This is a genomic window from Phenylobacterium sp., assembly GCF_046291545.1.
GTDB lineage: Bacteria > Pseudomonadota > Alphaproteobacteria > Caulobacterales > Caulobacteraceae > Phenylobacterium.
The window spans coordinates 551,369-574,353 of record NZ_JBKBSM010000001.1; the positions used below are offsets into that span (position 1 = coordinate 551,369).

23 protein-coding genes are annotated in these 22,985 nt (G+C 71.7%); 12 read left to right on the forward strand and 11 right to left on the reverse strand.

Translation table 11 applies throughout. The annotated features are described in order from the left end of the window. Positions 1–13 precede the first annotated feature (13 nt). The 3 genes from ACK4YQ_RS02745 (at position 14) to purU (ending at position 3,127) form a co-directional block, all read left to right on the forward strand. The gene (locus ACK4YQ_RS02745) at positions 14–826 is read left to right on the forward strand and encodes an acyl-CoA thioesterase (protein WP_409608034.1); all 813 of its coding nucleotides are present in this window, start codon (positions 14–16) and stop codon (positions 824–826) included. 121 nt (positions 827–947) lie between these two features. Next, complete coding sequence (locus ACK4YQ_RS02750) at positions 948–2,225, forward strand: MFS transporter (RefSeq protein WP_409608036.1); 1,278 nt, start codon at positions 948–950, stop codon at positions 2,223–2,225. A gap of 59 nt (positions 2,226–2,284) precedes the next feature. After that, complete coding sequence (gene purU / locus ACK4YQ_RS02755; protein ID WP_409608038.1) at positions 2,285–3,127, forward strand: formyltetrahydrofolate deformylase; 843 nt, start codon at positions 2,285–2,287, stop codon at positions 3,125–3,127. A 16-nt stretch (positions 3,128–3,143) separates the two neighbouring features. Here purU and ACK4YQ_RS02760 read toward each other — a convergent pair whose 3' ends face one another. Both ACK4YQ_RS02760 and ACK4YQ_RS02765 read right to left on the reverse strand, forming a co-directional pair. Continuing rightward, positions 3,144–4,211, reverse strand: coding sequence for a mannose-1-phosphate guanylyltransferase/mannose-6-phosphate isomerase (locus ACK4YQ_RS02760; protein WP_409608040.1), 1,068 nt, complete (start codon positions 4,209–4,211; stop codon positions 3,144–3,146). A 21-nt stretch (positions 4,212–4,232) separates the two neighbouring features. Beyond that, positions 4,233–6,074 (reverse strand): dipeptide ABC transporter ATP-binding protein, encoded by a 1,842-nt coding sequence (locus ACK4YQ_RS02765; protein WP_409608042.1) that lies wholly within the window; start codon positions 6,072–6,074, stop codon positions 4,233–4,235. 160 nt (positions 6,075–6,234) lie between these two features. Between ACK4YQ_RS02765 and ACK4YQ_RS02770 the strand changes: the two genes are divergently transcribed. The 3 genes from ACK4YQ_RS02770 to ACK4YQ_RS02780 are packed head-to-tail and all read left to right on the forward strand — an operon-like array spanning position 6,235 to position 9,001. After that, a complete protein-coding gene (locus ACK4YQ_RS02770; protein ID WP_409608044.1) occupies positions 6,235–6,744 on the forward strand; it encodes a D-glycero-alpha-D-manno-heptose-1,7-bisphosphate 7-phosphatase in 510 nt (169 codons plus the stop codon). Beyond that, positions 6,741–7,649, forward strand: a complete 909-nt coding sequence (locus ACK4YQ_RS02775) for an ABC transporter ATP-binding protein (protein ID WP_409608046.1) — start codon at positions 6,741–6,743, stop codon at positions 7,647–7,649. Before ACK4YQ_RS02770 ends, ACK4YQ_RS02775 begins: the two co-directional genes overlap by 4 nt. Next, complete coding sequence (locus ACK4YQ_RS02780; protein ID WP_409608048.1) at positions 7,646–9,001, forward strand: hypothetical protein; 1,356 nt, start codon at positions 7,646–7,648, stop codon at positions 8,999–9,001. The genes ACK4YQ_RS02775 and ACK4YQ_RS02780 overlap by 4 nt, the downstream gene beginning before the upstream one ends. On the opposite strand, the gene ACK4YQ_RS02785 is transcribed toward ACK4YQ_RS02780, so the two are convergent. Both ACK4YQ_RS02785 and ACK4YQ_RS02790 read right to left on the reverse strand, forming a co-directional pair. Further along, positions 8,958–10,577, reverse strand: coding sequence for a cisplatin damage response ATP-dependent DNA ligase (locus ACK4YQ_RS02785; protein ID WP_409608050.1), 1,620 nt, complete (start codon positions 10,575–10,577; stop codon positions 8,958–8,960). The genes ACK4YQ_RS02780 and ACK4YQ_RS02785 overlap by 44 nt on opposite strands. Next, complete coding sequence (locus ACK4YQ_RS02790) at positions 10,577–11,584, reverse strand: ligase-associated DNA damage response exonuclease (RefSeq protein WP_409608052.1); 1,008 nt, start codon at positions 11,582–11,584, stop codon at positions 10,577–10,579. The genes ACK4YQ_RS02785 and ACK4YQ_RS02790 overlap by 1 nt, the downstream gene beginning before the upstream one ends. Positions 11,585–11,899: 315 nt before the next feature. Between ACK4YQ_RS02790 and ACK4YQ_RS02795 the strand changes: the two genes are divergently transcribed. Together ACK4YQ_RS02795 and ACK4YQ_RS02800 are read left to right on the forward strand one after the other, a co-directional pair. Then, positions 11,900–12,331 carry a PaaI family thioesterase gene (locus tag ACK4YQ_RS02795; protein WP_409608054.1) on the forward strand — a complete coding sequence of 144 codons (432 nt, stop codon included), beginning with the start codon at positions 11,900–11,902 and terminating at the stop codon, positions 12,329–12,331. Next, on the forward strand, positions 12,328–12,750 hold the full coding sequence (locus tag ACK4YQ_RS02800; RefSeq protein WP_409608056.1) for a PaaI family thioesterase: 423 nt from the start codon (positions 12,328–12,330) through the stop codon (positions 12,748–12,750). The genes ACK4YQ_RS02795 and ACK4YQ_RS02800 overlap by 4 nt, the downstream gene beginning before the upstream one ends. A 13-nt stretch (positions 12,751–12,763) precedes the next feature. On the opposite strand, the gene ACK4YQ_RS02805 is transcribed toward ACK4YQ_RS02800, so the two are convergent. Both ACK4YQ_RS02805 and ACK4YQ_RS02810 read right to left on the reverse strand, forming a co-directional pair. Continuing rightward, positions 12,764–13,153, reverse strand: coding sequence for a metallopeptidase family protein (locus ACK4YQ_RS02805; RefSeq protein ID WP_409608058.1), 390 nt, complete (start codon positions 13,151–13,153; stop codon positions 12,764–12,766). A gap of 13 nt (positions 13,154–13,166) precedes the next feature. Then, on the reverse strand, positions 13,167–13,736 hold the full coding sequence (locus tag ACK4YQ_RS02810) for a hypothetical protein (protein WP_409608060.1): 570 nt from the start codon (positions 13,734–13,736) through the stop codon (positions 13,167–13,169). Positions 13,737–13,874: 138 nt separating this feature from the next. On the opposite strand from ACK4YQ_RS02810, the gene ACK4YQ_RS02815 reads away from it, so the two are divergent. Then, on the forward strand, positions 13,875–16,196 hold the full coding sequence (locus ACK4YQ_RS02815; protein ID WP_409608062.1) for an ATP-binding protein: 2,322 nt from the start codon (positions 13,875–13,877) through the stop codon (positions 16,194–16,196). A 10-nt stretch (positions 16,197–16,206) separates the two neighbouring features. On the opposite strand, the gene ACK4YQ_RS02820 is transcribed toward ACK4YQ_RS02815, so the two are convergent. Further along, positions 16,207–17,061 (reverse strand): metal-dependent hydrolase, encoded by an 855-nt coding sequence (locus ACK4YQ_RS02820; protein ID WP_409608064.1) that lies wholly within the window; start codon positions 17,059–17,061, stop codon positions 16,207–16,209. Positions 17,062–17,128: 67 nt separating this feature from the next. On the opposite strand from ACK4YQ_RS02820, the gene ACK4YQ_RS02825 reads away from it, so the two are divergent. Beyond that, positions 17,129–17,743 (forward strand): TetR/AcrR family transcriptional regulator, encoded by a 615-nt coding sequence (locus ACK4YQ_RS02825; RefSeq protein ID WP_409608066.1) that lies wholly within the window; start codon positions 17,129–17,131, stop codon positions 17,741–17,743. Positions 17,744–17,752: 9 nt separating this feature from the next. On the opposite strand, the gene ACK4YQ_RS02830 is transcribed toward ACK4YQ_RS02825, so the two are convergent. After that, positions 17,753–18,175 carry a VOC family protein gene (locus tag ACK4YQ_RS02830; RefSeq protein ID WP_409608068.1) on the reverse strand — a complete coding sequence of 141 codons (423 nt, stop codon included), beginning with the start codon at positions 18,173–18,175 and terminating at the stop codon, positions 17,753–17,755. 91 nt (positions 18,176–18,266) lie between these two features. Then, positions 18,267–19,301, reverse strand: coding sequence for a MerR family transcriptional regulator (locus ACK4YQ_RS02835; protein WP_409608070.1), 1,035 nt, complete (start codon positions 19,299–19,301; stop codon positions 18,267–18,269). Positions 19,302–19,473: 172 nt separating this feature from the next. Here ACK4YQ_RS02835 and ACK4YQ_RS02840 point away from each other — a divergent pair, with 172 nt between their 5' ends. Continuing rightward, complete coding sequence (locus ACK4YQ_RS02840) at positions 19,474–20,487, forward strand: DJ-1/PfpI family protein (RefSeq protein ID WP_409608072.1); 1,014 nt, start codon at positions 19,474–19,476, stop codon at positions 20,485–20,487. Here ACK4YQ_RS02840 and ACK4YQ_RS02845 read toward each other — a convergent pair. After that, complete coding sequence (locus ACK4YQ_RS02845; RefSeq protein WP_409608074.1) at positions 20,484–21,299, reverse strand: acyl-CoA thioesterase; 816 nt, start codon at positions 21,297–21,299, stop codon at positions 20,484–20,486. The two genes, ACK4YQ_RS02840 and ACK4YQ_RS02845, sit on opposite strands and share 4 nt — an antisense overlap. Positions 21,300–21,449: 150 nt before the next feature. Then, positions 21,450–22,322, reverse strand: a complete 873-nt coding sequence (locus tag ACK4YQ_RS02850) for an alpha/beta fold hydrolase (RefSeq protein ID WP_409608076.1) — start codon at positions 22,320–22,322, stop codon at positions 21,450–21,452. A gap of 180 nt (positions 22,323–22,502) precedes the next feature. Between ACK4YQ_RS02850 and ACK4YQ_RS02855 the strand changes: the two genes are divergently transcribed. Beyond that, entirely contained in the window at positions 22,503–22,925 is a 423-nt protein-coding gene (locus ACK4YQ_RS02855) for a GFA family protein (protein WP_409608078.1), read from the forward strand. Positions 22,926–22,985 lie beyond the last annotated feature (60 nt).

The window sequence follows — 22,985 nt, forward strand, 5'->3', positions numbered from 1 at the left end:
TCATGAGAGCCGCATGAGCGCGACCTTCTTCGACCTGCAAGCCACCCACAACCCGCACCGCTGGTACCTGCCGCTGACCGAGGGCGTCTGCGTGGGCCCGCCGGGAAACCTGTTCATGTTCGGCGGCGTCGGCCTGGCCTCGGCGATCACAGCCATGGAGCGAACCCTCGAGCGCCCGGTGATCTGGGCCACGGCGCAGTACCTGTCCTACGCCCGCCCGCCGTCGATCGTGGACCTCGACGTCTGGGTGCCGGCGCACGGCAAGCACACCAGCCAGGCCCGCGTGATCAGCCACGTGGGCGACAAGGAGATCCTGACCGTCAACGCAGCGCTGGGAACCCGGCCGGACGACGTCTCCCACCAGTGGGCGGCCATGCCCGACGTCCCGCCGCCGGAGGATTGCGAGCCTTCAGAGCTGTGGCCGCAGGAGAACCGCAACGACCTGCACGGGCGCATCGAAACGCGCATGGTCAAGGGCCGCTATGGCGAGGGCGTGCGCGACGGGTCGATCAGCCCCGACGGCCGCATGGTCATGTGGGTCCGCCCGGTCGGCGACTATCCGATCGACGCCGGGATGCTGGCGGTGTTCGCCGACCACGTCCCCTCGGGCTTCGGCGCGGCGCTCGGCCGCCACGGCGGCGGCAACAGCCTGGACAACACCCTGCGCATCCGCCGGATCGTTCCCACCGACTGGGTGCTGTGCGACATCCAGATCATCGGCGTCCACTCCGGCTTCGGCCATGGGATGATGAACCTGTTCTCCCGCGACGGGGAGCTGATGGCCACCGCCAGCCAGTCGGTGATCCTGCGCATGCGCGAGGGCTGAGCCCGCTGCGGAAGGGCGGTGCGGACGGATCCGCGGTCGACTCGCCGGACCAGCCGGCTACTCTCGGACTCACAAGCGACGGCGGACGGTGCAGAAACCGCCGCGCACCGGGAGGATGACCATGACGCAGCCGCGCGACGGCGGCGGGACCGAGGCGGGCTACGGCCTGCTTGTCCTGCTCACCCTGATGAACGTGCTCAATTTCGTGGACCGCCAGTTGCTGGCGAGCTTCGCCAACTACATCGTCCCTGACCTGGGGCTGACCAACACCGAGTTCGGCCTGCTCACCGGCCTCGTGTTCATCGTCTTCTACGCCGTCGCGGGGCTGTTCATGGGCGGCCTCGCCGACCTCGTGCACCGGCCGCGGCTGATCGCGACGGCGATGCTGGCCTGGAGCGCCCTGACCGCGGCGTCGGGCCTGGCCAGGAACTTCGTCACCCTGGCCATCCCGCGGGTGTTCATCGGCGTCGGGGAATCGGCCCTCACGCCAACGGCCATGTCGCTCCTGGCCGATCGCTTTCCGCCGGCGAAGCTCGGCTTCGCCACCGGCTTCTACTACATGGGCGTGCCCATCGGCGTCGGCGTCAGCCTGCTGGTCGCCGGCGTGCTCGGCGAAGCCATCGGCTGGCGCAACTGCTTCTTCCTGCTCGGGGGGCTGGGCGTCGTCTTCTCGCTCGTGGTCTTCCAGGTGAAGGAGACGCGCGCCCACGGCCGCGGCGCCCATGCCGAACGGCCGAAGCTGGGCGAACTGATCAAGGTCTTCATCGGCGCGGTGCGCGGCTCTGCGGCCCTGCAGCTCACCATCCTGGGCGGTGTGGTCGTGCACTTCATCCTCGGCGCAGCCAGCTTCGACCAGCTCTGGCTGGTGCGCGAGCGCGGCTTCGAACGCTCGGACATCGCCATCATCAGCGGCGCGATCGCCACCTTCTCCGGCGTGGCGGGCAACCTCTTCGGCGGGGTCGCCTCGGACCGCTGGGTCGCGGCCACCGGGCGCAGCCGCGCGATGTTCATGGTTCTGCTGCTGCTGGCCCTTCTGCCGGTGAACCTGGCCTATCGCCTGGCGCCGGCGGACAGCGTCTTCTTCTGGGTCGGCATCGTGGTCGCCTACTTCCAGCTCGGCGCCTTCTACGGCCCCACCTTTTCGGCGGTGCAGGAGCTCTGTCCGCCGCAGGTGCGATCCACCGTCGTCGCCTTCTACATCATGGCCCTCAACGTCGTCGGCCTTGGCCTCGGCGTCACCGGCAGCGGCATACTCGTGGACCGCCTGATCGCCGCCGAGGTCACCCACCCCTACAGCTGGACCCTCTTCGCCTTCACCTGCCTCTCGGCGCTCGCGATTCCCTGCTACTTCCTGGCGGCGAGGGCGGTCGGACGGGCCCGGGCGCTGGCGGCGGCCTGAAGCGTGGTCGTCATCACGGCTTGACGGCGGCGGCGGGATGTCGGCTAAGCCCCCCGGCCATGATCCTCACCCTTTCCTGCCCCGACCGCCCCGGCATCGTCGCCGCCGTCTCCACCTTCCTGTTCGAGCGCGGATGCAACATCCTCGACGCCCAGCAGTACGACGACCAGGAGACGGGCCGGTTCTTCATGCGCGTGGTGTTCGACGTGCAGGGGCAGGACGCGGCCGCCCTGAGCGCGGCGCTCGAGCCGATCGCCGAGCGGTTCGCCTTTCAATGGCGGCTGCGCGACCAGAAGACGCGCCGCCGGGTGATGATCCTGGCCTCCCAGACCGATCATTGCCTGGCCGACCTGCTGTACCGCTGGCGGCGGGGGGAGCTGCCGATGGATCTGACGGCGGTGGTCGCCAACCACCCCGCCGAGACCTTCCAGCACCTCGACCTCTCCGGCGCGCCCTTCCATCACCTGCCGGTGTCCCGGGCCACCAAGCTCGAGCAGGAGGCGGCGATCTGGAAGCTGATCCAGGACACCGACACCGAGCTCGTGGTCCTCGCCCGCTACATGCAGGTCCTTTCCGAAGGGCTGGCGGCCAAGCTGGAGGGGCGCTGCATCAACATCCACCACTCGTTCCTGCCGGGGTTCAAGGGCGCGCGGCCCTATCACCAGGCCCACGCTCGCGGCGTAAAGGTGATCGGGGCCACGGCCCACTACGTCACCGCCGACCTCGACGAGGGGCCGATCATCGAGCAGGACGTCGAGCGCATCAGCCACCGCGACGCGCCCAAGGACCTGATCCGCAAGGGCCGGGACATCGAGCGGCGGGTCCTGGCCCGCGCCGTGCGCTGGCACCTGGAGGACCGCGTGCTCCTGAACGGCGCCAAGACTGTGGTGTTCACCGACTGAGCGCCGGCGCAGGCCGTCAGAGCAGTTCGGCCCGCCCGTTGGCCTTCAGGCTCTCCACGGCGGTCTTCAGCGCCGCCGAAGCGTCCTTGGCGCAGACCATGACGACGCCGTTCTCGACCACGACCACCAGGTCCTTTACTCCGGCGAGGACCACCGGGGGGCCGTCCGTCCGGGCCAGGCAGCCTTCGGTGGCGGCGGCGACCACCTCGCCCTCGAAGGCGTCGCCGCTGTCGGACTTGTCAGCCAGATCCCAGATGGCCCGCCAGGCGCCCACGTCGCTCCAGCCCATGTCGCAGGGCACCACCATCGCCCGGTCCGTCCGCTCCATCACCGCATAGTCGATGGAGATCGAGGGCGCGGCGGCGAAGCTGTCCCCGAGCGCGACGAGGTCGCCGTCGACGGCCGCCTCGGCCACGGCGGCTTCGGCGGCCTTGGCGACCTCCGGGGCCAGGCGCCGGGCCTCTTCAAGGAAGGCCGCGGCGGAGAACAGGAACATGCCCGCGTTCCAGCTGTAGGCCGGATCGGCGAAGAACCGCTCGGCGTCCGCCAGACAGGGCTTTTCGACGAACGCCGCCACCGGCCGCACCGCCCCGTCCGCCGTCGCCGCGCGGATGTAGCCGTAGCCGGTCTCGGGCCAGGCGGGCTTCAGGCCGAACACCACCAGCGCCCCGTCCGCCGCGGCGCCGCGGCCTTGGGCCACCGCAGCGCGGAAGGCGTCGGCGTCGCGGACGTTGTGGTCGGCCGGCAGCAGCAGCATCAGGGCGGCGGGATCGCGGGCCGCCAGCCAGGCGGCCGCGGCGACCGCGCAGGCCGCGGTGTTGCGCGCCGCCGGCTCCAGCATCAGCGCCTGGGGCGCCACGCCAGCTTCGGCCAGTTGCGACCGCGCCAGATCGGCGTGGGCGGCGTTGCAGACCACCACGGCCGGCGCGAACAGCTCGCCGCTGGCCCTCAGGGCCGTGTCCTGGATCAGGGTTCGGGCGGTCCCCAGCGCATGGAACTGCTTGGGACGGGCCGCCCGCGAGACGGGCCACAGCCGCGTGCCCGAGCCGCCGGACATCAGGACAGGTGTGATCTTCTGGGTCATGCCTGTCCTCGCCTTCAAGATTCAGGCCGCCGACGCCGGGGGATCGAACTCGGAGACCCAGTGGCCCGGGGCCACTTCGAGCAGCCTCGGCGGCTCGACCCGCGCCCCGGGGTCGGCGCTGAGCCGCGACGGCAGGAACCGCAGGGCCGAGCGCGGGTCGAGCGGGCTCGGGGGCTCGCCGGTGAGCCTCAACCGGGTTCGGGCGCGCTCGCGCACGGGGTCGGGAATCGGCGCGGCGGACAGCAGGGCGCGCGTATAGGGATGACGCGGATCGGAATAGAGCGCATCGCGGCCGGCCTCCTCCATCACCCGTCCCAGATAGAGCACCATCACCCGATGGCTGATCTCACGCACCACGGCCAGGTCGTGGCTGATGAAGATCATCGCCAGGCCCATCCGCCGCTGCAGTTCGATCAAGAGGTCGATGATCTGCGCCCGGATCGAGACGTCCAGGGCCGAGACCGCCTCGTCGCAGATCACCAGCCGCGGCTTCAGGATCATGGCCCGGGCGATTCCCACCCGCTGGTTCTGGCCTCCGGAGAGCTCGTGCGGATAGCGGTTGATCAGCGTCTCGGAGAGGCCCGCCTGGACCATCATGGCCCGCACCTCGGTCTCGCGCTGATCCCGGGCCAGATCGGGCCGATAGACCCGCAGCGGCTCGGCGATCGAGTCGCCGATGGTCATGCGGGGGTCCAGGCTGGCCAGCGGGTCCTGGAAGACGATCTGCAGGTCCTTCCGGGCCGTCCGCAGCGCCCGCTGGTCCGCATGGGTGATGTCGCGCCCCATAAGGGTCACCGCCCCCGCGCTCGGCGGGATCAGGTTGAGGATGGCGCGTGACAGGGTCGACTTGCCGCAGCCGCTCTCGCCCACCACCCCGAGGGTCTCGCCCTGGCGCACCGTCAGGTCCACGCCGTCGACGGCGCGCAGGTCGGCCTTGGCGCCGAACAGGCCCGAGCGCACGGGGAACCACACCTTCACGCCCCGCGCCTCCACCACCACCGGCGCGTCGGGCGGCGGCGGCGCCGGCATGGGCCGGCCGCCCCGGTCGGCGCGGTCCAGGCGCGGGATCGCCTCCAGCAGGCCCTTCGTGTAGTCGGTGCGTGGGGCGGCGAAGATGGCCTCGACCGGCCCCTCCTCCACATAGGCTCCGTCCTTCATCACGCAGACCCGGTCGGCCAGCCGCGCGATCACGCCCATGTCGTGGGTGATCAGGGCCATGGCCGTGCCGGTATCCCGGCGCAGTTCGTCCATCAGGTCGAGGATCTCGGCCTGCACCGTCACGTCCAGCGCCGTGGTCGGCTCGTCGGCGATCAGCAGCTCGGGCTCCACGGCCATCGCCTGGGCGATCATCACCCGCTGACGCATGCCGCCGGACAGTTCATGCGGATACTGTCCCATGCGCCGGGCGGCCTCGGGGATGCGGACCCTCTCCAGCCACTGGCGCGCCCGTGCGGCGGCGTCGCGGTCGGACAGGCCCAGGTGCAGGCGCAGGGGTTCGGCGATCTGCTCGCCGATCTTCACGTGCGGCGTCAGGGCCGTCAGCGGGTCCTGGAAGATCATGGTCATCTTCGAGCCGCGAATGCGGTTCAGCGCCCGTGGCTTCAGCCCCAAAAGCTCCTGGCCGCGGAACCGCGCCGAGCCGGACGCCCGCCCGTTCGCCGCCAGCAGCCCCATCACCGTCATGAAGGTCTGGCTCTTGCCCGAGCCGCTTTCGCCGACCACGCCCAGGGTCTCGCCCCGCCCGATCGCCAGCGACACGCCTCGCACCGCCGCCACGGCGCCGTCGAAGGTTTCGAACTCGACCCTGAGGTCGTCGATCGCCAGGACGGGCGGAGCGGCTGCGGCCGCGGGGTCATGAGGCAAGGCGGGGCTCGGGGTACGCTGAGACGGGGCGCCGGCATTAGCACCGATCGCGGTGACGGCCGCAAGCGTGCGGCCCCTCTCAGGCGCATCCGCAGCCGCCCCTGACGAAGACGGCCAAGGCGTCTATAGTCGCCGGACCCTCGTTCAGCCTCCAGTGGCCATGCTGCGTCCAGCCCTGTTCCTCGACCGCGACGGCGTTCTCAACATCGACCACGGCTACGTCCACCGCTGGGAGGATTTCCAGTGGGTGGAGGGCGCCAAGGAGGCGATCGGCGCCTTCAACCGCGCCGGCTGGCTGGTGATCGTGGTGACCAACCAGTCCGGTATCGGCCGCGGCTACTACTCCGAAGCGGACATGCAGGCCCTGCACGCCAGGATGGTCGAGGACCTGGCCGCCAGCGGCGGACGGATCGACGCCATCTACTTCGCGCCCCACCATCCCGAGGCGCCGCTCGAGGCCTACCGCCATCCCGATCCGCCGGACCGCAAGCCCAATCCCGGCATGCTGCTGAAGGCCCTGGCCGAACACCCGATCGACCGCGAGCGCTCGATCATGGTGGGCGACAAGCCCGCCGACCTGGAGGCCGCCCTGCGCGCCGGCGTCCGTGGGTTCCTGTTCGAGGGCGGAAACCTGGCCGATTTCCTCGAAGCCCAGGCCGTGCTGGCATGATCGAGGTCCGGGACGTCGTCTACGACTATCCTACGGCCCGCGCCCTGCATGGCGTCTCGTTCAGCGTCGAGCCGGGCGCGGTCCTGGCCCTGGTGGGCCCCAACGGCGCGGGCAAGACCACCCTCCTGCGCTGCATCGCCGCCCTGGACGCGCCCACCGAAGGCCGCATCGCCGTGGCCGGGATGGACACCCAGCGCGACCCGCGGGCGGTCCACGCCGCCCTCGGCTACCTGCCCGACTTTTACGGCCTCTATGAAGAGCTCAGCGTGCGCCGGTGCCTGCTCTACGCCGCGCGCTCCCGCGGCGTCGGCGAGGCCGACGCTCCGCGCGCCGCGGAGGCCGCCGCCGCCCGGGTGCAGCTTTCGGATCGCCTGGACGCCCGCGCCGGCGCGCTCTCCCGCGGGCTTCGCCAGCGGCTGGCCATCGCCCAGACCATCGTCCACCAGCCCAAGGTGCTGCTGCTCGACGAGCCGGCCGCCGGCCTCGACCCCGAGGCGCGCCGCAGCCTCTCCGAGCTGATCCTGCGGCTGGCCGCGGAGGGGATGACCATCGTCGTCTCCTCGCACATCCTGGCCGAGCTGGAAGACTACTCCACCCGGATGCTGATGCTGCGCGACGGCCGCGCGGCGGGCGGGGGAGTGGTGGCGGCCGGCGCCGGCGTCCGCGACGGGATGCGGGTGGCCGCGACCTTCGCCGAACCCCCTGCGGACCTGGCCGAACGCCTGTCCGACCTCGGCTTTGAACTGGAGAGGCAGGACGCAGACCAGGTCATCCTCCTGGCGCCGGAGGGCGTCGACGACGCCGAGGCGCTCGCGCGCCTGGTCGGCGCGGGTCTGCGGCCGCGCTCATTCCAGCCTGTGCGCCGCACCCTGGAGGACGCCTATCTGGACGAGGTGCGCCGATGAACCCGGAGTTCCAGCGCAACCTCTGGCTCGAGGCGTCCCCGCGGCGGCTCGCCTGGGCGGCCGTGACCCTGGTCCTGGTCTATGGGGCGGCCCTGCTCACGGTGCGCGGCCGGCCCGAGCTCGCCGCCCACACCCTCTCCGGGGTCGGGTTCCTGGTCTATGTGGTCTGCGGTCTGCTCTGGGCCTCCCGCGCCGCTGGCGGCTCGGTGCTGGCTGAGATCGCCGAACGGACCTGGGACTTTCAACGCCTGTCGGCGCTCACCCCCTGGCAGATGACCTGGGGCAAGCTGTTCGGCGCCGGAAGCCTGGCCTGGCTCTGCGCCCTGAGCGGCCTGCTGGCGATGGTTCCCCTCACCCTCCAGGCGGGAGCGCCGCGGGGCTGGTGGAGCCTCGGCTTCTTCCTCGCCCTGGCCCTCCTGTTCCAGGCCCTCGCCCTGGGGGCGGCCCTGATCGGCGTACGCAAGGCCCGCGCCGAAGGCCGTCCCGCCCGGGGCGGAGTGGTGCTCGGCGGCCTGCTCCTGGGACTGGTGCTGCTGTCGGCGGTCTCCGGCTCCAGCGGATTCCAAAAGGGCGTCGGGCTGGACTGGCTGAGGTGGCTGTTCGAGGGCGACGGCTTCGTCGCCTGGTGGGGCCTGATCGCGCCGGCCGCCGGGTTCCGCACCCTGGCGGCGGGGTTCTTCGCGCTGTTCGCGGTGGTCGGCGCCTGGCGGCTGATGCGGCTTGAACTGATGATGGGCTCGGCGCTGCTGGTCTGGCCGGTGTTCCTGGCGTTCCTGGCGGTGTTCGCGGGAGGCTTTCCCTTCCGCAACGAGGGGCTGGGCGCCAGCCTGGTGGCCGCCGCCCTGGCCGTGGCCCTCTGCGCCTACGCCGCGGCCTTCGCCGAGCCGGCCGACCGCGTGCGCCTGCGCCGGTTCGCCGCCGCCCTGCGCGGCGGCGACGTGAGGGGCGCAAGTCCCCTGGCGCCGGCGGCCCTGGCGCCCTGGGTGGTCGCGGTCGCCCTGGTGATCCTGGCCCTCGGCGTCGGCGGCTGGCGGGACGTCCGCGCCTGGCAGGGCGCGGCCCTGATGGCGTTCGTCGCCCGGGACCTCGGCGTCATCGCCTGGTTCCGGATGGGCCCGCGGCCGCAGCGCGGCGACCTGGCCGCCATCCTAGCCCTGGCCCTAGCCTACGGCGTCGGCGGCGTCGTCGGCTCCACCCTGGCGGGCCGCCAGGGAGCGGCGGTGTTCGCCCCGCTCGCCGGCTATCCGATCAGCCTGATCTCCGGCGTCGTCCAGGCGCTGGTGATGGGGCTGCTGGTCGCCCGCCGGTTCAGCGCCCCTCCTGTCGCTCCAGCATCCGCTCCAGGCTCGTAAGCTCGTCGGCCTCGGCAGGCGGCTTGTCCCAGCGCAGGCGGCTGATCCGCGGAAAGCGCATGGCCACCCCCGATTTGTGGCGGGTCGAGCGCTGCAGCCCCTCGAAGGCCACCTCCAGCACCAGGCCGAACCGCGGCTCCGCGCGAACCGCCCGTACGGGCCCGAACCGCTCGGTGGTGTTGTCGCGCACGAACTTGTCGATCCGCCTCAGCTCGTCGTCGGTGAAGCCGAAGTAGGCTTTGCCCACCGGCGTCAGCATCCGCGCTCCGTTCTCGCCGTCGGTCCAGACGCCGAAGGTGTAGTCGGAATAGAAGCTCGAGCGCTTGCCGTGCCCCCGCTGGGCGTACATCAGCACCGCATCGATCAGGTAGGGATCGCGCTTCCACTTGAACCACGGCCCCTTCGGGCGCCCCGCCTCGTAGATCGAGGTCAGGTGCTTGAGCATCAGCCCCTCGGCCGCCTGCGGGTCCCCGGGCGGCGGCTCGGCGCGCAGGGCGGCGAGTTCGGCCCAGCTTTCGAACGGCTGCAGCGGCGAAAGGTCGATACGCGGCGAGGCGGCCCTCGCCACGAAGGCCTCCAGCCGCGCCCGGCGCTCGGCGAACGGCAGGGCGCGGGTGTCTTCGCCCCCCTCCGCCAGCAGGTCGTAGGCGCGGATCCCCGCCGGGTGGCTGGCCATCAGCCTTGCCGAGGCGCTCTTTCGGTTCAGCCGCTGCTGCAGCTCGCCGAAGCCCGCGACCGCGCCGTCGCGCAGCACCAGCAGTTCGCCGTCGATCACGCCTTCGAAGGTCAGCGCCTCGAGCACGTCGGGAAACGCCTGGGAGATGTCGTCGCCAGTGCGTGAATAGAGCCGCCGGATTCCCCGCTCGCTCACCGCCTGGACGCGGATTCCGTCCCACTTCCATTCGGCCGCATAGTCGGCCGGGTCCAACCTCGGCAGGTCGACGACCTCGTCGATCGCCTGGGCCAGCATGACCGGCCGGAACCGGCCGGGCGCATCCGGCGCCGGTCGGTCGGCCCGTCCCTCGAGCCAGGCGAAGAGATCGTCGTAGGGCGGGCGCTGGGCGTGCCAGACCTCGTCGATCGCCGAGACCTCCACGCCGCCGAGGTCGGCGAGGGCCTGCTTGGCCAGGCGGGCCGAGACCCCCACCCGCAGCGCCCCGGTCATCAGCTTCAGCAGCGCCCATCGGGAGGTGGCGTCCAGGGCGTCGAGCCAGCCCTCGATCAAGCGCTGCACCTCCGTGCGCGAGGCCCCGGCGAGGGCGTCCACGACCTCCGAGAGCTCCGGCTCCCGGTTGGCGCCGGGCCGCGCCGGCCAGGCGAGGGCGACGGTCTCGGCGAGGTCGCCCACATAGTCGTAGGACCAGCGGAACAGCAGCGGATCCATCCGCGCCTCGATCGCCTTGCGGATGAAGCCCGGCTTGGCCGCCTCGAAGGACAGCTCGCCGGTCAGGGCCGCCAGCGCCCAGCCCCTGTCGGGGTCGGGCGTGCGGGCCAGGTGGTCGCGCACCAGGGTCAGCTTGGCGTTGCGCGAGGCGGTCAGCGACAGCCGGTCGAGCAGGTCGGCGAAGGCGCGCATCAGTCCTCCTCTTCCTCCTCGTAGCCGACCAGGGCCAGGGCCTGCGCCGGCAGGCCGTGCAGCTCGGCCCAGCGCGCCAGCGCCTCCTCGCGCCCATGGGTGATCCACAGCTCGCCCGGCGCCAGCTCGGCGGCGGTGGCGGTCAGCTCGTCCCAGTCGGCGTGGTCGGAGATCACCAGCGGCAGCTCCACCCCCCGCTGCCGCGCCCGCGCGCGCACGCTCATCCAGCCGGAGGCGAAGGCGAGCACCGGGTCGGGGAAGCGCCGACCCCAGCGGTCGGACAGGGCCGAGGGCGGGCCGATCACGATCTCCCCGGCGAAGTCGACCTTGGCCGAGGTGGTCGCCGGGGCGAGGGGGCCGAGCGCCACCCCGTGCGCCTCATAAAGCCGGTTCAGCCGCTCCAGCGCCCCGTGGACATAGATCGGGCGCTCCCACCCGGCTTCCCGAAGCAAGGCGATCACCCGCTGCGCCTTGCCCAAGGCGTAGGCGCCGACCATGTGGCAGCGCTCCGGGAACTGGGCGATCGAGCGCAGCAGCCGACCGATCTCGCCGGCGTCCGGCGGGTGTCGAAACACCGGCAGGCCGAAGGTCGCCTCACTGATGAAGACATCGCAGCCGACCGGCTCGAACGGCGCGCAGGTGGGGTCGCGGCGGCGCTTGTAGTCTCCGGAGACCACCATGGTCATCCCGCGGTGACGGACCACCGCCTGCGCCGAGCCCAGCACGTGGCCGGCCGGGACGAGGCTGATCTCCACCCCGTCGCGATGCACGGTCTCGCCATAGGCGGCGGCCTGCCGGGCGTCGGCGAAATCGGCCCCATAGCGTTCGGCCATGATGTCCAGCGTGGCCGGCGTGGCGAGCACCGCGCCGTGGCCGGCGCGGGCGTGGTCGGAATGGCCGTGCGTGATCACCGCCCGCGGGACCGGCCGGACCGGGTCGATGTAGAAGTCCCCGGAGGGGCAATAGAGGCCCTCGGGCCGAGGATGGAGCAGATCCTTGGGTCGCATCACCTTCCCCGATATGGGCCCGGCCGGGCGTTCACGAACCTTACAGAGTATTCATATTGTGAATTCGGCGTCATGACCAAGACTTAACGAGTATTCGCGGGATTGATTGCCTATACCCCCGGTCATCGGACGCGGCCGACGCGCCCACCACACATTCAAACGGGGTTTCCCAATGTCGCACTCGCTCTCTCCCTTCGCCGGTCTCGCCAGCCTCGTCATGGCCGCCGTTCCGCTCCTCGCCGTCGTGGCCGCCCTGTCGGCCCATGCCGTCGGGTAACCGTTGACCGCCAGGCGGCGAGGCCGTACGCCGCCTGGATGACCGAGACGCTCGACCCCCGCGGCCGGCACATGACGCAGAACGTCCCGCAGGCCGCCGCCCTGGGCTTTCAGTTCGTATCCGTCGCAGACGGCCGCGGCTCCATCATGGTTTCCTGGCGCGAAGACCTCGTGGGGGACCCGGACACGGACGTCATCGCCGGCGGCGTCGTCACCAGCCTGCTGGACCACACCTGCGGCCTGGCGATTCATGCGGTGTCTCAGGACCCCTTCCCCACCGCCACTCTGGACCTGCGTATCGACTACCTGCGCCCGGCCGCGCCACGGGCGGGCGTCACCGCCGAGGCGCACTGCTACAAGGTCACGCGCCTGATCGCCTTCGTGCGCGCCACCGCCTGGGACGCCGATCCCGCCGATCCGATCGCCACGGCGCAGGCGGCCTTCATCCTCAACCGCGGGAGCGAGGGATGAGCGAGGCGGCCGAACGGCTACAGGCCTTCCTCCAGCGCGTGCCCTACATCCGCTTCCTGGGCATGCGCGCCGAACTGGCCGGCGACGAGATGACCGCCGTCCTGCCCTTCGCCGACCACCTGATCGGCAACACCATGCTTCCGGCCCTGCACGGCGGGGTGATCGGCGCGTTCCTGGAGATGACGGCCCTGGCGCAGCTCTCGGTCGTCCAGCCCAGCGCGCGGGTGCACAAGACCATCGACGTCACCATCGAATACCTGCGCCCGGGCCGGGCCCTGACCACCTACGCCCGCGCCGACCTGCGCAAGGTCGGCCGTCGCATCGCCAATGTCCACGTGGAAGCCTGGCAGGATCGGCGCGACAAGCCGGTCGCCGCCCTGCGCGGCCATTTTCTGCTGAGCGGCCCCGACGCCGGCTGACCTGCCTGCGGGGTCAGTCCGCGCTTGCCTCGATCGCCTCGATGTCATCGTCCGAGAGGCCGAAATGGTGGCCGATCTCGTGCACCAGCACGTGGCCGACGAGCTCGGCCAAGGTGACGTCGCCGCGCTCGGCCCACTCGTCCAGGATCGGCCGGCGGTAGAGGAACACCATTGAGGGCTGCGGCAGCGGATCCAGCACCGACCGGCGCGACAGGTCCACCCCATGGTAGAGGCCGGTCAGCTCGAAGGGATCCTCGATGCCCAGGTCGTCCAGCACCTCCTGTGGCGGAAAGTCGTCGACACGGAAGATCACCTCGCCGGTCATCTGGCGGAAGGCGGCCGGCAAGGCGGCGAAGGCGGCCTCGGCCAACGCGGCGAGGTCGTCGAGACTAGGGGCGCGCAAGGTCTGGGATCTCCTACTCGTCCGGCACGACGATCTGCGGGTTTTCCGGAAGGCGCGCTTCGAAGAGGCCGATGTCCAGCGGCTGTTGCGGCGCCACCGGGCGCAGGGGCTGGCGGGCGATGGCGCGCAGCATCTCGCCGCCGCTCACGACGGCCTCGCCCCGCCGGGCCTGGCGCGCCTGGGGCGCATCGATCGGCGCCTCGGCCGCGACGACCCGCCAGAAGGAGACCTGAAGCCGCCACACCGTCGGCGCCGGGGGCGGCGGCGCGGGCCAGCGGCGGCCTTCGCGGTAGACCGGCTTGGCCGGCGCGGGCAGGCGTTGGGAAGCCACCTCCACCAGGCGGCAGTAGCGATCCTCAGCCGGCAAGGCGCCTGGCCGTCCCGGCCGGTCGTCCTCCACACGGCCCGGCCATGCGTCCAGCGCCGCGTCCCGCGTGGCGAAGACCGGTCCCACCGCTTCGGTGACGAAGGCCACCGCCTGGCCCACGGCGATCTCGGCCTCCCGCGCACGCGCGGCGCGCGCGATCGGCGCGCTCAGCGCCTGTTCGCCGTTCGTGGCCACGGGATAGAGGATCGCCGTCATGTCCGCATCATCGCCCGAAATCTGCGACACAAAAACCTTGGCTCGAGAAAGCGGCGGGCGTGCGGCGAGGCGTGAGGCGGCTTATCGTGCCCCTGGGATGATTCGCTATAGTCGCGGCCAGGCGGCGATGGAGCCGGAATGAGCGCCCCTGACCTGATCCTAGCGGCAACGGCGGGGGCCGTGTCGCTAGCCATCTGCGCCACCTTGTGGACGCTGAGCCAGAAGCGCCAGAACCTCGAGCGCCTGGGCGCCCTGCAGGCCCAGATCGCCGACCTGGAGGCGCGCGCCTCCGCCGCCCAGTCGTCCGCCGAAGCCTTCGATTCGGCCCTGCTGTCGGTGGAGGACGGACAGGCGCAGCTCGCCTCCGGCGAGGAGAGCCTGGCGAGCTGCGCCGAGGCCCTCGGCCTGAAGTCCGCCGACGCCCAGGTGCTGGTCGGCGCCCTGATGCGGGCCGATCCCGACCATGCGCGCCGCCTGAAGGGCCTGTTCGAGCGGGGCGAGGCCTGCGCCTTCGAGGTCCGTGGGCCGCGCGGCGTGGTGGCCGTCGAGGGCCGCGCGGCGGGCGCCCTGGCCTGGCTGCGGCTGTCGGCGGTGCTGGGCGAGGACGCGGGCCTGCCCACGGCTCCGCGCTTCGCCGCCTTCCTCGATGCCCGCGTCCATCCGGCCTGGATCGCCGCCGCCGACGGCGCCGCCGTCTGGGCCAACGCCGCCTGGCTCGCCATGGTCGACGCCGCCAGCCTGGACGATGCGGCCAAGCGCGGCCTTTCCTTCGACCGCAGCGTCGACGTCCTGGTGCGGGAAGCCGCCGCCCTGGGCCAGACCCGCGAGACCATGCGCTGGGTAACGGCCGCCGGACGCCGCCGCGCCTATCACATCACCGCCCAGCCGCTGGAAGGCGGCGGCGTCAGCGTCTGGACCGACGACGTCACCGAGGCCGAGGAGCTGCGGGAGGCGCTCAAGCGCCACGTCGCTGCGCATGACGAGACGCTGAACCACATCGCCGACGCGGTGGCGATCTTCTCCCACGGCAAACGGCTGACCTTCCACAACACCGCCTTCGCCGACCTTTGGGGCCTGGAGCCGGCCTGGCTGGCCGAGCGGCCCACCCACGGCGAGGTGCTCGACCGCCTGCGCCAGCGCCGGCGCCTGCCGGAGACCGCCGACTACGCCAAGTGGAAGGCCGCCGAACTGGACCGCTACGAGGCCCTCGGCGCCGGGCCCGACGAGCTGTGGAGCCTGCCGGACGGGCGCACGCTGCGCGTGGTGCGCCAGCCTCACCCGATGGGCGGCCTTCTGCTGCTGTTCTCCGACATCACCGGGGAGCTGCGTCTGAAGGCCCAGTACAACGCCCAGATCCAGGTCCAGCAGGCGACGCTCGACAAGCTCAACGACGCCGTCGCCGTGTTCGGTTCGGACGGGCGGCTTCGCCTGCACAACGAGGCCTTCGAGCAGTTCTGGAACACCACCGCCCAGCAACTCGACGCCGCCGGCGATTTTGAGGGCGTGGTCGAACTCTGCATCCGCCGCCTGCACGACCAGGCGTTCTGGCGCGAACTGAAGGGACGGGTCGGCGATCCCGACCCCAGCGCCCGCGCGCCGATGTCCGGAGAGGCGCGGACCTCCGATTCCCGGATCGTTCTCTACCAGTCGCGCCCCCTGCCCGACGGGGCGACCCTGATCGCCTTCACCGATGTGACCGACGCCCGCAAACTGGAAAGCGCCCTCGCCGCCCGTTCGGCCGCCCTGGCCGAGGCCGAGCGGCTGAAGCGCGACTTCGTCGGCAATGTCTCCTACGAGCTGCGTACGCCGCTGACGACGATCATCGGCTATTCCGAGCTGCTGGAGCACTCCGGCGAGAACCTGTCGGAGCGCGGGCGCACCCACGCCGCGGCCGTCCGCGCGGCGGCCACCCAGCTCGCGCGATCGATCGACGACGTGCTCGACATGGCCCAGATCGACGCCGATGAGATGGCTCTCGACGTCGGCGACGTACGGGTGGCCGAGCTTCTCGCCTCGGCGGCCGAGCGCTGGGGCCGGGACGCCGAGGCCGGCAAGGTGGAGATCGTCGTCGAGCATCCCGCCGACATCGGCCTCATCCGCGGCGATCGGCGCCGCCTGGACCAGATCCTCGACCACCTGGTGGAGAACGCCCTGCGCCAGACGCCGCCGGGCGGCAAGGTGACGATTTCAGCCCGCCGGGCCCTGGGGGAAATCCAGCTCCAGGTCGCCGACACCGGACGCGGCATTCCCTTCCACGTCCAGGCGCACATCTTCGACCGCTTCATCGGCCGCGACCGCGGCGGCCCCGGACTGGGGCTGGCCCTGGTCAAGGCCCTGACCGAGCTGCATGGCGGCTGGGTGGCGCTCGAAAGCGAACCGGGCGCCGGCGCGGCCTTCACCTGCCACCTGCCGGAAGAGGCGGACGCCGCCAGCGCCGCCCATCCCGAGCTCGAGTTCTAGGCGGACGGCGTCAGGCCGCCGCAGGCTGCGCCGCCGCCGCGTCGAATTCGGCCCGCCACGCCGCGACCGTGGCGCGGGTGTCCTGGTCCCAGGGATGGAAGCCGGGACGATACCAGGCCAGATAGGTCTTCCAGCCGCGGCGGAAGAGACCCGGCTTGTTCCAGACGAACCGCTTCACCGCCTTCAGGGCCGCTTCGGGCGCGTAGCCGTCGGCTTCCAGCAGCCGCGCCGCAAAGCGGGTGATGTTCCGGCTGAACACGAAGGTGATCACGGCCATGGACAGCACCCGCCGCCGATAGCGCAGGAACGGAGACCAGCCCTTCGTCACCTCCATGAAGACGTCGAAAGCCACGGCCTTGTGCTCGGTCTCCTCCATCGCATGCCAGCGCCACATCCGCTCGATCTCGGGCGCGGCGCCGTCGAACAGATCCTGATGGGCGATGTGCGCCTCGGCCATCATGGCCGTGAAATGCTCCAGCGCGATGGTCGAGATCAGCATGGCCATCGGCCCGCGCTGGCGCGCCAGGGCCGTACGGGCGCGGACGTGCTCCTCGATCTCGGCCACGGGGTAGCGTTCACGGTCGATGAGCTGGTTCAGCGCGTGGTGCTCGCGCGAGTGGATCGCCTCCTGAGCGATGAAGCCGCGCACGTCTTCGGCCAGCTTCCCGCTGAGCTGGCCCCGGTAGTGCCTGACGGCGTCCATGAACATTCGCTCGCCGTCCGGGAAGGTCAGCGACAGAGCGTTGAAGACGGCGGTGCCGACGGGATCGCCGCCCAGCCAGTGTCCCTGGCGGGCCCCCTCCAGATCGAACCGGAGGTCGCGGGGCTGGATGTCGACGTCGGCGGGGGTGGTCTTTGCGGTCATGGCGCGGCTCTGAGGTTTCGCGATAGGAGGAGGGCTTGCTTCACCAGATCAGATCATATCGACAAAAATGTCAATAGATAGGCCGTCGGGCCGCAAGCGCACGCGCCGTACGCCAGAGGAATCGCGGGAGAACATCCTCGCCGCGGCCGAGGCGCTGCTCGTGGAAAAGGGACCGCAAGCCCTGAAGCTGGCCGACGTGGCGACGGCCGCCGGCGTCGTCCATGCGACGGTCATCCACCACTTCGGCTCCGTCGACGGGGTGCAGACCGCCCTCATGGAGCGCATGATCCGCCAACTGGTGGATCAGGTCCTGGCGGCGGGCGGGCGGGCCGACGACTCGCAGAGGCAAGGGGAAGCGGCAGGGTCCGCCCTGTTCGACGCCTTCGAGGCCCGCGGCGCGGCCCGCCTCGCCGCCTGGCTCGAACTGACCGGCGAGGCCAAACGCCTGACGATCGTGCGCGAAGCTGTGGAGGAGGTGGTGTCCAGCCGCCTGGCCGGGGCGGACCTCGACGCCGAGACCGCGCGCGACCTGGTCCTCGTCGGCGTCATCCTGGCCATCGGGGTGGGCCTCTTCGGCCGCTCGCTCTCGGAGATGCTGGGCAAGCCGCCAGGCCGCGCGCGCGAGGTGGCGCTCGATTGGCTGCGGACCCAGATCGCCGCGGCGGTCGGCCGCCCCGCCTGACGGCAGGTCTCAGGCCGGGGCGTTGGCGGCCTCGAAGCCGGCCATGTCCATCCAGACGAATTCCAGCACATGGCCGTCCGGATCCTCGACCTGGCGATTGTACATGAAGCCCATGTCCATCGGCGGCCGGGCGTCGGCCTTGCCGCCGGCCGCGGCGCCGGCCTCGACGACGGCGTCCACCTCCGCGCGGGTGTCACGGCTGAGGGCCACCAGCACGCCCGTTTGCGATTGCGCGTCGGCGACCGGCCTCGTCAGGAAGGTGGAGAAATAGTCGCGGGTCAGCAGCATGAAGGTGATCGCCTCGGACCACACCATGCTGGAGGCGTTCTCGTCGCTGAACTGGTCGTTCTTCTCGCAGCCGAGGGCGGCGTAGAAGCTGGTCGCGGCGGCGAGGTCGGCCACCGGCAGGTTCACGAAGATCATCTTGGGCATGGGCGCTCCTCAAAGCGTTCTGACGGCTAAACGCCCGTAGGACGCGCGGGGGGCGCCGCCGCCGACAAGCCTGCGCAGAAAAGCCGGATCTTCAGGCCGCTTCGGGGCGCCAGGCGACCATGCCCCTGGTGCGGGCGCGCACCTCCGGCGGCGCCAGGCACATCGTCAGGGCCTCAAAGCCCGGCGCGCCGGGACGGGGCGTCACCAGCACAGGCGGGCTGTGATTGGCGGGACAGAGGATGATCGCCTCGCCCGGACCGACCTCGGAAGGGTCCAGCACCGCCGAAGAGCGGGTCATCAGAAACAGCGGCCGCGCGCCGGGCCCCCTCCGGCGGAGCCAGGCGATCAGCGCCTCCTGGGTCGCCTCCCCCAGGCCGTCCTCCACCATGTCGACCACGAGCGCGCCCGACCCGCCGTCCTCGACGGCGCAAAGCAGGACCACCAGCGCCGCCGAGCGCTCGGCCCCCTCCTCCGACAGCCAGGCCAGCGCCGCCTCCACCCTGGCCTGCGACTCCGGATCCGCCGCCAGCCGCGCCTTCAGCGCCGTCTCGTCCTCCTCCAGGCGTTCGGGCCCGAGGAACCCGGCCGCCGGCAGGGCTTCGGCCAGACGGCGGGCCAGGCGCGTCTTCCCGCTGCCCAGGGAGCCGACGATGAAGGTGATCGGCTCGATCTCGCACAACTCGAACCGCTCGCCGCCCCAGGGCCAGGGCAGGTCGAAGGCCACGCAGGGGGCCGCCGCAGGACGCCGCAGGCGCGCCAGCTCGGCCAGACCGGGCGCCTCTCCGCGGGCGAGGCCGCCGCGGAGGTCGCGGACCTTGGCGATGGCGCCGGCCAGATCCTTCGCCTGCGCCTCGAGCTGGGCCTGGTGGGCGGCGAGGGCGGGCTCCAGGCCGCCGCAGTCGCCGGCGAGCACCCGGGCGGTTTCGGCGAGGCTGAGGCCGAGGGCGCGGAGGGCCGCAACCTCGGCGGCGCGGGCCATCTCGGTCGGGCCGTAGGCGCGCCAGCCGGCTGCGGTGCGCCCGGGCTCGACGAGTCCGGCCCGCTCGTAGAGCCGCAGGGCTTTTGGGGAGACGCCGAGCCGGCGGGCGGCTTCGGCGGGGCTGAGGAACCGGTCGGGCAGTTTCACGAATCACCTCGCTGGTCTGTGACCCCGCCCTTATCGGACCGGTCCCAGGGGCCGGGTCAACGGCGCCGCCACGCCGACGCTTACGGCTGAAAGAGCGGGAAATACGTCATTTCGGCCAGCCGGGGCCGCCGCTAACCTTCGTTCATCCAGTCCAGCCGTTCGGAGCGCACCGATGTTTCGCCTGATCGCCGGCCTGACGCTGGCGCTGACCCTGGCGGGCGGCGCAGCGGCCCGGCCCTTCGTCGCCATCCTCGCCGACCCCCGCGGAACGGTGGCGCCCGACGTGCTCGCCCCCTACGCCATCCTCGCCGAGAGCGGCGCGGTGGAGGTGAAGGTGGTCTCCCCCACCCGCGCGCCGGTGCGGCTGACGCCGGGCCACGCCTGGGTCGCGCCGCAGATGACCCTCGCCGAAGCCGCCGCGGCGCAGCCAGACGTGATCATCGTCCCGGCCATGTCCGTAGTGGAGGACGCGGCGCGAACGGCCTGGCTGAAGGAACAGGCCGCCCTGGGCGCACGGGTGATGTCCATCTGCAACGGAGCCAAGGTGCTGGCCGCGACCGGCCTGCTGGAGGGGCGCGAGGCGACCGTCCACTGGTTCAGCCGCGGCCGCCTGAGCCGCGCCTATCCGGGCGTGACCTGGCGCGACGACCGGCGCTGGGTGGCCGACGGCCCGATCGTCACCACCGCCGGGATTAGCGCCGCCGAGCCGGCGACCCTGCACCTGGTCGGGGAACTCGCTGGAGAGCCGGTGATGCAGGCGACCGCCGCGCGGCTCGGCATGCCCGCGCCGGACCCGCGGCACGACGGGCAGGCCTTTCGCCTGACCGTTCGCAACATGGTGCTGACGGTGGTCAACAAGCTGGCGTTCTGGCGGCACGAGGACGTCGCCCTCCCGCTGGCGAGCGGCATGGACGAGCTGGCCTTCGGCGCGGCGCTGGACGGCTGGTCGCGCACCTATCGCTCGACCGCGTGGGCCGTCGGCGACGCGGCGGCGACCTCGCGCCACGGCCTGGTCCTGAGCCCTTCGGCGCAGCGGCCGCAGTCCTTCGACCGCCGCGTCTCCGTGCCGGGAGCCGACGCGGACCGGGCGACCTTCGAGGCGATCGGCCTGGCCTACGGCCGGCCCACCGCCCGGTTCGTCGCCATGCAGTTCGAGCACCCCTACGGCGCTCTGCCGAGGCACTAGGTCCTTGGCTTGAGCCGCCGCATAAGGCCTTCCTGGGCGCAGGTCGCCACCAGCGCGCCGGAGGGCTCATAGAGATAGCCGAAGTTCATGCCCCGCCCGCCGCTGGCCGAGGGGCTCTCCTGATCGAACAGGTGCCAGGCGTTGGCGTCGATCGGCCGGTGGAACCACATGGCGTGGTCCAGGCTGGCCGACTGCAGCTCGCTCCAGTGCACCCCGTGCGGGCGCAGCGAGGTGCCGAGCAAGGTCATGTCCGAGGCGTAGGCCAGCACCACCTGGTGCAGGCGCTGATCCGCGGGCAGCGGCTCGCGCGCGCGCATCCACACCTGCTGGCGCGGCTCGGCCGGCGGATCGCCCTGGCCTGAACGGGGATCGACGCGGCGGATCTCCAGCGGCTCTGCGTCGGGATCGTCGGAGTCGCTGTCCAGGGGCGCTCCCTCCCAGCCCGGCGCAGGCGGCATCGGCCGCTGGTGCTCGAAGCCCTCCTCCACCGCCTGGAACGAGGCGGCAAGGTTGAAGATCTGCTTGCCCTTCTGCACGGCGATCACCCGCCGGGTCGTGAAGCTGCCGCCATCGCGGGCGCGGTCGACCTCGAAGACGATCGGGATGGAAGGATCGCCGGGCCGCATGAAGTAGCAGTGCAGCGAATGGCACAGGCGCTCCTCCACGGTCTCGTAGGCGGCCAGCAGCGCCTGGGCGATCACCTGGCCGCCGTAGATCCGCCGCCGCCCCTCGCCCCCCGGTGTCAGCCCGCGAAACAGGTTCACCTCCAGCCGCTCCAGCGACAGGTTCTCGATGAGTGTGCGCGCGCTCATGGGTCTCCTCGCTTCAGGCCGCCCCTCATGGCCGAAGGGCGCCGGACGCGCCACCGTTTTCGGCGGCCCTGCGGACGCCCCCGACGCTCCGCCCGGCCGACACGCGCGAAGGCGCCCGCCAAGATTGTTCGACGCAACCTCCGGCGGCCTCTACGTCGCCAGAAACGCCTCGACGGCCTCCATGAAGACGTCGAGGCGGTCGTGGTGGACCCAGTGGCCGGCGCCCTCCACATTCACCAGGCGCGCGTCGCGGAAGTTCTGGATGCGACCGTCCACCACCGGGTCGGAAGCCCAGGATTCGGTTCCGCGCACCAGCAGGACCGGGCAGGCGATGTTGCGCCAAAGGGCGTGCTGGTCGGGGTGGCTGAGCCCGCCCGGCCCGCCGCCGAAGCGGGCGTGGTTGTCGAACTTCCAGCTCCAGGTGCCGTCCTCGTTCTGATGGGCGCCGTAGACGGTGAGGTGGCGCGCCTGTTCGGGCGACAGGTGGGGGTTCTCTTCGGCCATGCGGGCGACCGCATCGTCGAGGCTGGCGTATCGGCGCGGCGTGCGGCCCGAGTTCCGCCGGCGGTCGGCGATCCAATCACGCAGGCGCGCATCGACCGTGCGTTTGGCCTGCTCGGCCATCACGGTCGGCGAGGGACCCAGCCCCTCGATGGCCACGATCCTGGCGGCCGCCTCGGGGAAGGCGCCGCAGTAGTTGAGCGCGATCCCCGCCCCAAGGGAGTGGGAGATGATGGTCACCGGGGCCAGGGCCTTCTGGTGGACGAGCTGCGCCAGGTCGTAAACATAGGCGGCCATGTCGTAGCCGCCGCCGACGGCCCAGGCGCTTTCGCCGTGCCCGCGCAGGTCCGGCGCGACCACGTGGTAGCGGTCGCGCAGCCGCTCGGCGACCCAGTCCCAGTTGCGGCAGTGGTCGCGCCCGCCATGCACCAGGAGCAGGGGCGGCGCCCCTTCGTTGCCCCAGTCGACGTAGTGCAGCCGCAGCCGCTGAGAGAAGTAAAAATGCGACGTGGGCCCGTCCATGAGCGCTCCCCCTTTACCGAGCCGCATGGCTTAGCACGGGGAGCGCCCCTGGAAGCGAGCATCGCCCTCCCGGCCCGCCCGAGGAACGGGCGTGGCGCCTCGGCCAGGCCCGGCGTGCCATTGCGATCCGCCGCGGGCCGCGCTCTGTTGATTCAGGGACGCGGGCCCGGACGAGGGCCCATGATGCGCGAGGGGGATTGGGTGATGACCGTGCGAAGGGGCGGCTGTCTGTGTGGCGCGAGGGCCTATGAGATCGAGGGCGATCTGGACGGCGTCTGGATTTGCCACTGCTCGCTTTGCCGCAAGGTCACGGGCTCGATCGGCAACGCGATCCTGATCGTGCCGAAGGCGCGCTTCCGCTGGTTGAGGGGCGAAGACCACGCGGTCACCTATGTCCTGCGCGAGACCTATTCCATCACCCGCTGCCAAACCTGCGGCACGCCGCTGCCGGCCGAAGTGGACGACACGAACGTCTATGTCACGGCAGGCACACTGGACACGCCCCTCGGCAAGGGCGTTCGCACGCACCTTTTCTGCGCATCCAGGGCCGATTGGGACCGCGACGAGCCGGACGTCCGCTACTTCGACGCGCGATCACGCTGAGGCGGACGCGCCGAGGGCGGCCGTTCCAGGGCCCGCGGAGGGCTGGGGGCGCACCGTGCC

Bases quoted from the DNA above. Each gene is read 5' to 3' on its own strand.
- ACK4YQ_RS02745 (WP_409608034.1), top strand. From the start codon at position 14: ATGAGCGCGACCTTCTTCGACCTGCAAGCCACCCACAACCCGCACCGC.
- ACK4YQ_RS02750 (WP_409608036.1), top strand. From the start codon at position 948: ATGACGCAGCCGCGCGACGGCGGCGGGACCGAGGCGGGCTACGGCCTG.
- purU (WP_409608038.1), top strand. From the start codon at position 2,285: ATGATCCTCACCCTTTCCTGCCCCGACCGCCCCGGCATCGTCGCCGCC.
- ACK4YQ_RS02760 (WP_409608040.1), bottom strand. From the start codon at position 4,211: ATGACCCAGAAGATCACACCTGTCCTGATGTCCGGCGGCTCGGGCACG.
- ACK4YQ_RS02770 (WP_409608044.1), top strand. From the start codon at position 6,235: ATGCTGCGTCCAGCCCTGTTCCTCGACCGCGACGGCGTTCTCAACATC.
- ACK4YQ_RS02775 (WP_409608046.1), top strand. From the start codon at position 6,741: ATGATCGAGGTCCGGGACGTCGTCTACGACTATCCTACGGCCCGCGCC.
- ACK4YQ_RS02780 (WP_409608048.1), top strand. From the start codon at position 7,646: ATGAACCCGGAGTTCCAGCGCAACCTCTGGCTCGAGGCGTCCCCGCGG.
- ACK4YQ_RS02785 (WP_409608050.1), bottom strand. From the start codon at position 10,577: ATGCGCGCCTTCGCCGACCTGCTCGACCGGCTGTCGCTGACCGCCTCG.
- ACK4YQ_RS02790 (WP_409608052.1), bottom strand. From the start codon at position 11,584: ATGCGACCCAAGGATCTGCTCCATCCTCGGCCCGAGGGCCTCTATTGC.
- ACK4YQ_RS02795 (WP_409608054.1), top strand. From the start codon at position 11,900: ATGACCGAGACGCTCGACCCCCGCGGCCGGCACATGACGCAGAACGTC.
- ACK4YQ_RS02800 (WP_409608056.1), top strand. From the start codon at position 12,328: ATGAGCGAGGCGGCCGAACGGCTACAGGCCTTCCTCCAGCGCGTGCCC.
- ACK4YQ_RS02810 (WP_409608060.1), bottom strand. From the start codon at position 13,736: ATGACGGCGATCCTCTATCCCGTGGCCACGAACGGCGAACAGGCGCTG.
- ACK4YQ_RS02815 (WP_409608062.1), top strand. From the start codon at position 13,875: ATGAGCGCCCCTGACCTGATCCTAGCGGCAACGGCGGGGGCCGTGTCG.
- ACK4YQ_RS02820 (WP_409608064.1), bottom strand. From the start codon at position 17,061: ATGACCGCAAAGACCACCCCCGCCGACGTCGACATCCAGCCCCGCGAC.
- ACK4YQ_RS02825 (WP_409608066.1), top strand. From the start codon at position 17,129: ATGTCAATAGATAGGCCGTCGGGCCGCAAGCGCACGCGCCGTACGCCA.
- ACK4YQ_RS02830 (WP_409608068.1), bottom strand. From the start codon at position 18,175: ATGCCCAAGATGATCTTCGTGAACCTGCCGGTGGCCGACCTCGCCGCC.
- ACK4YQ_RS02840 (WP_409608072.1), top strand. From the start codon at position 19,474: ATGTTTCGCCTGATCGCCGGCCTGACGCTGGCGCTGACCCTGGCGGGC.
- ACK4YQ_RS02845 (WP_409608074.1), bottom strand. From the start codon at position 21,299: ATGAGCGCGCGCACACTCATCGAGAACCTGTCGCTGGAGCGGCTGGAG.
- ACK4YQ_RS02850 (WP_409608076.1), bottom strand. From the start codon at position 22,322: ATGGACGGGCCCACGTCGCATTTTTACTTCTCTCAGCGGCTGCGGCTG.
- ACK4YQ_RS02855 (WP_409608078.1), top strand. From the start codon at position 22,503: ATGATGCGCGAGGGGGATTGGGTGATGACCGTGCGAAGGGGCGGCTGT.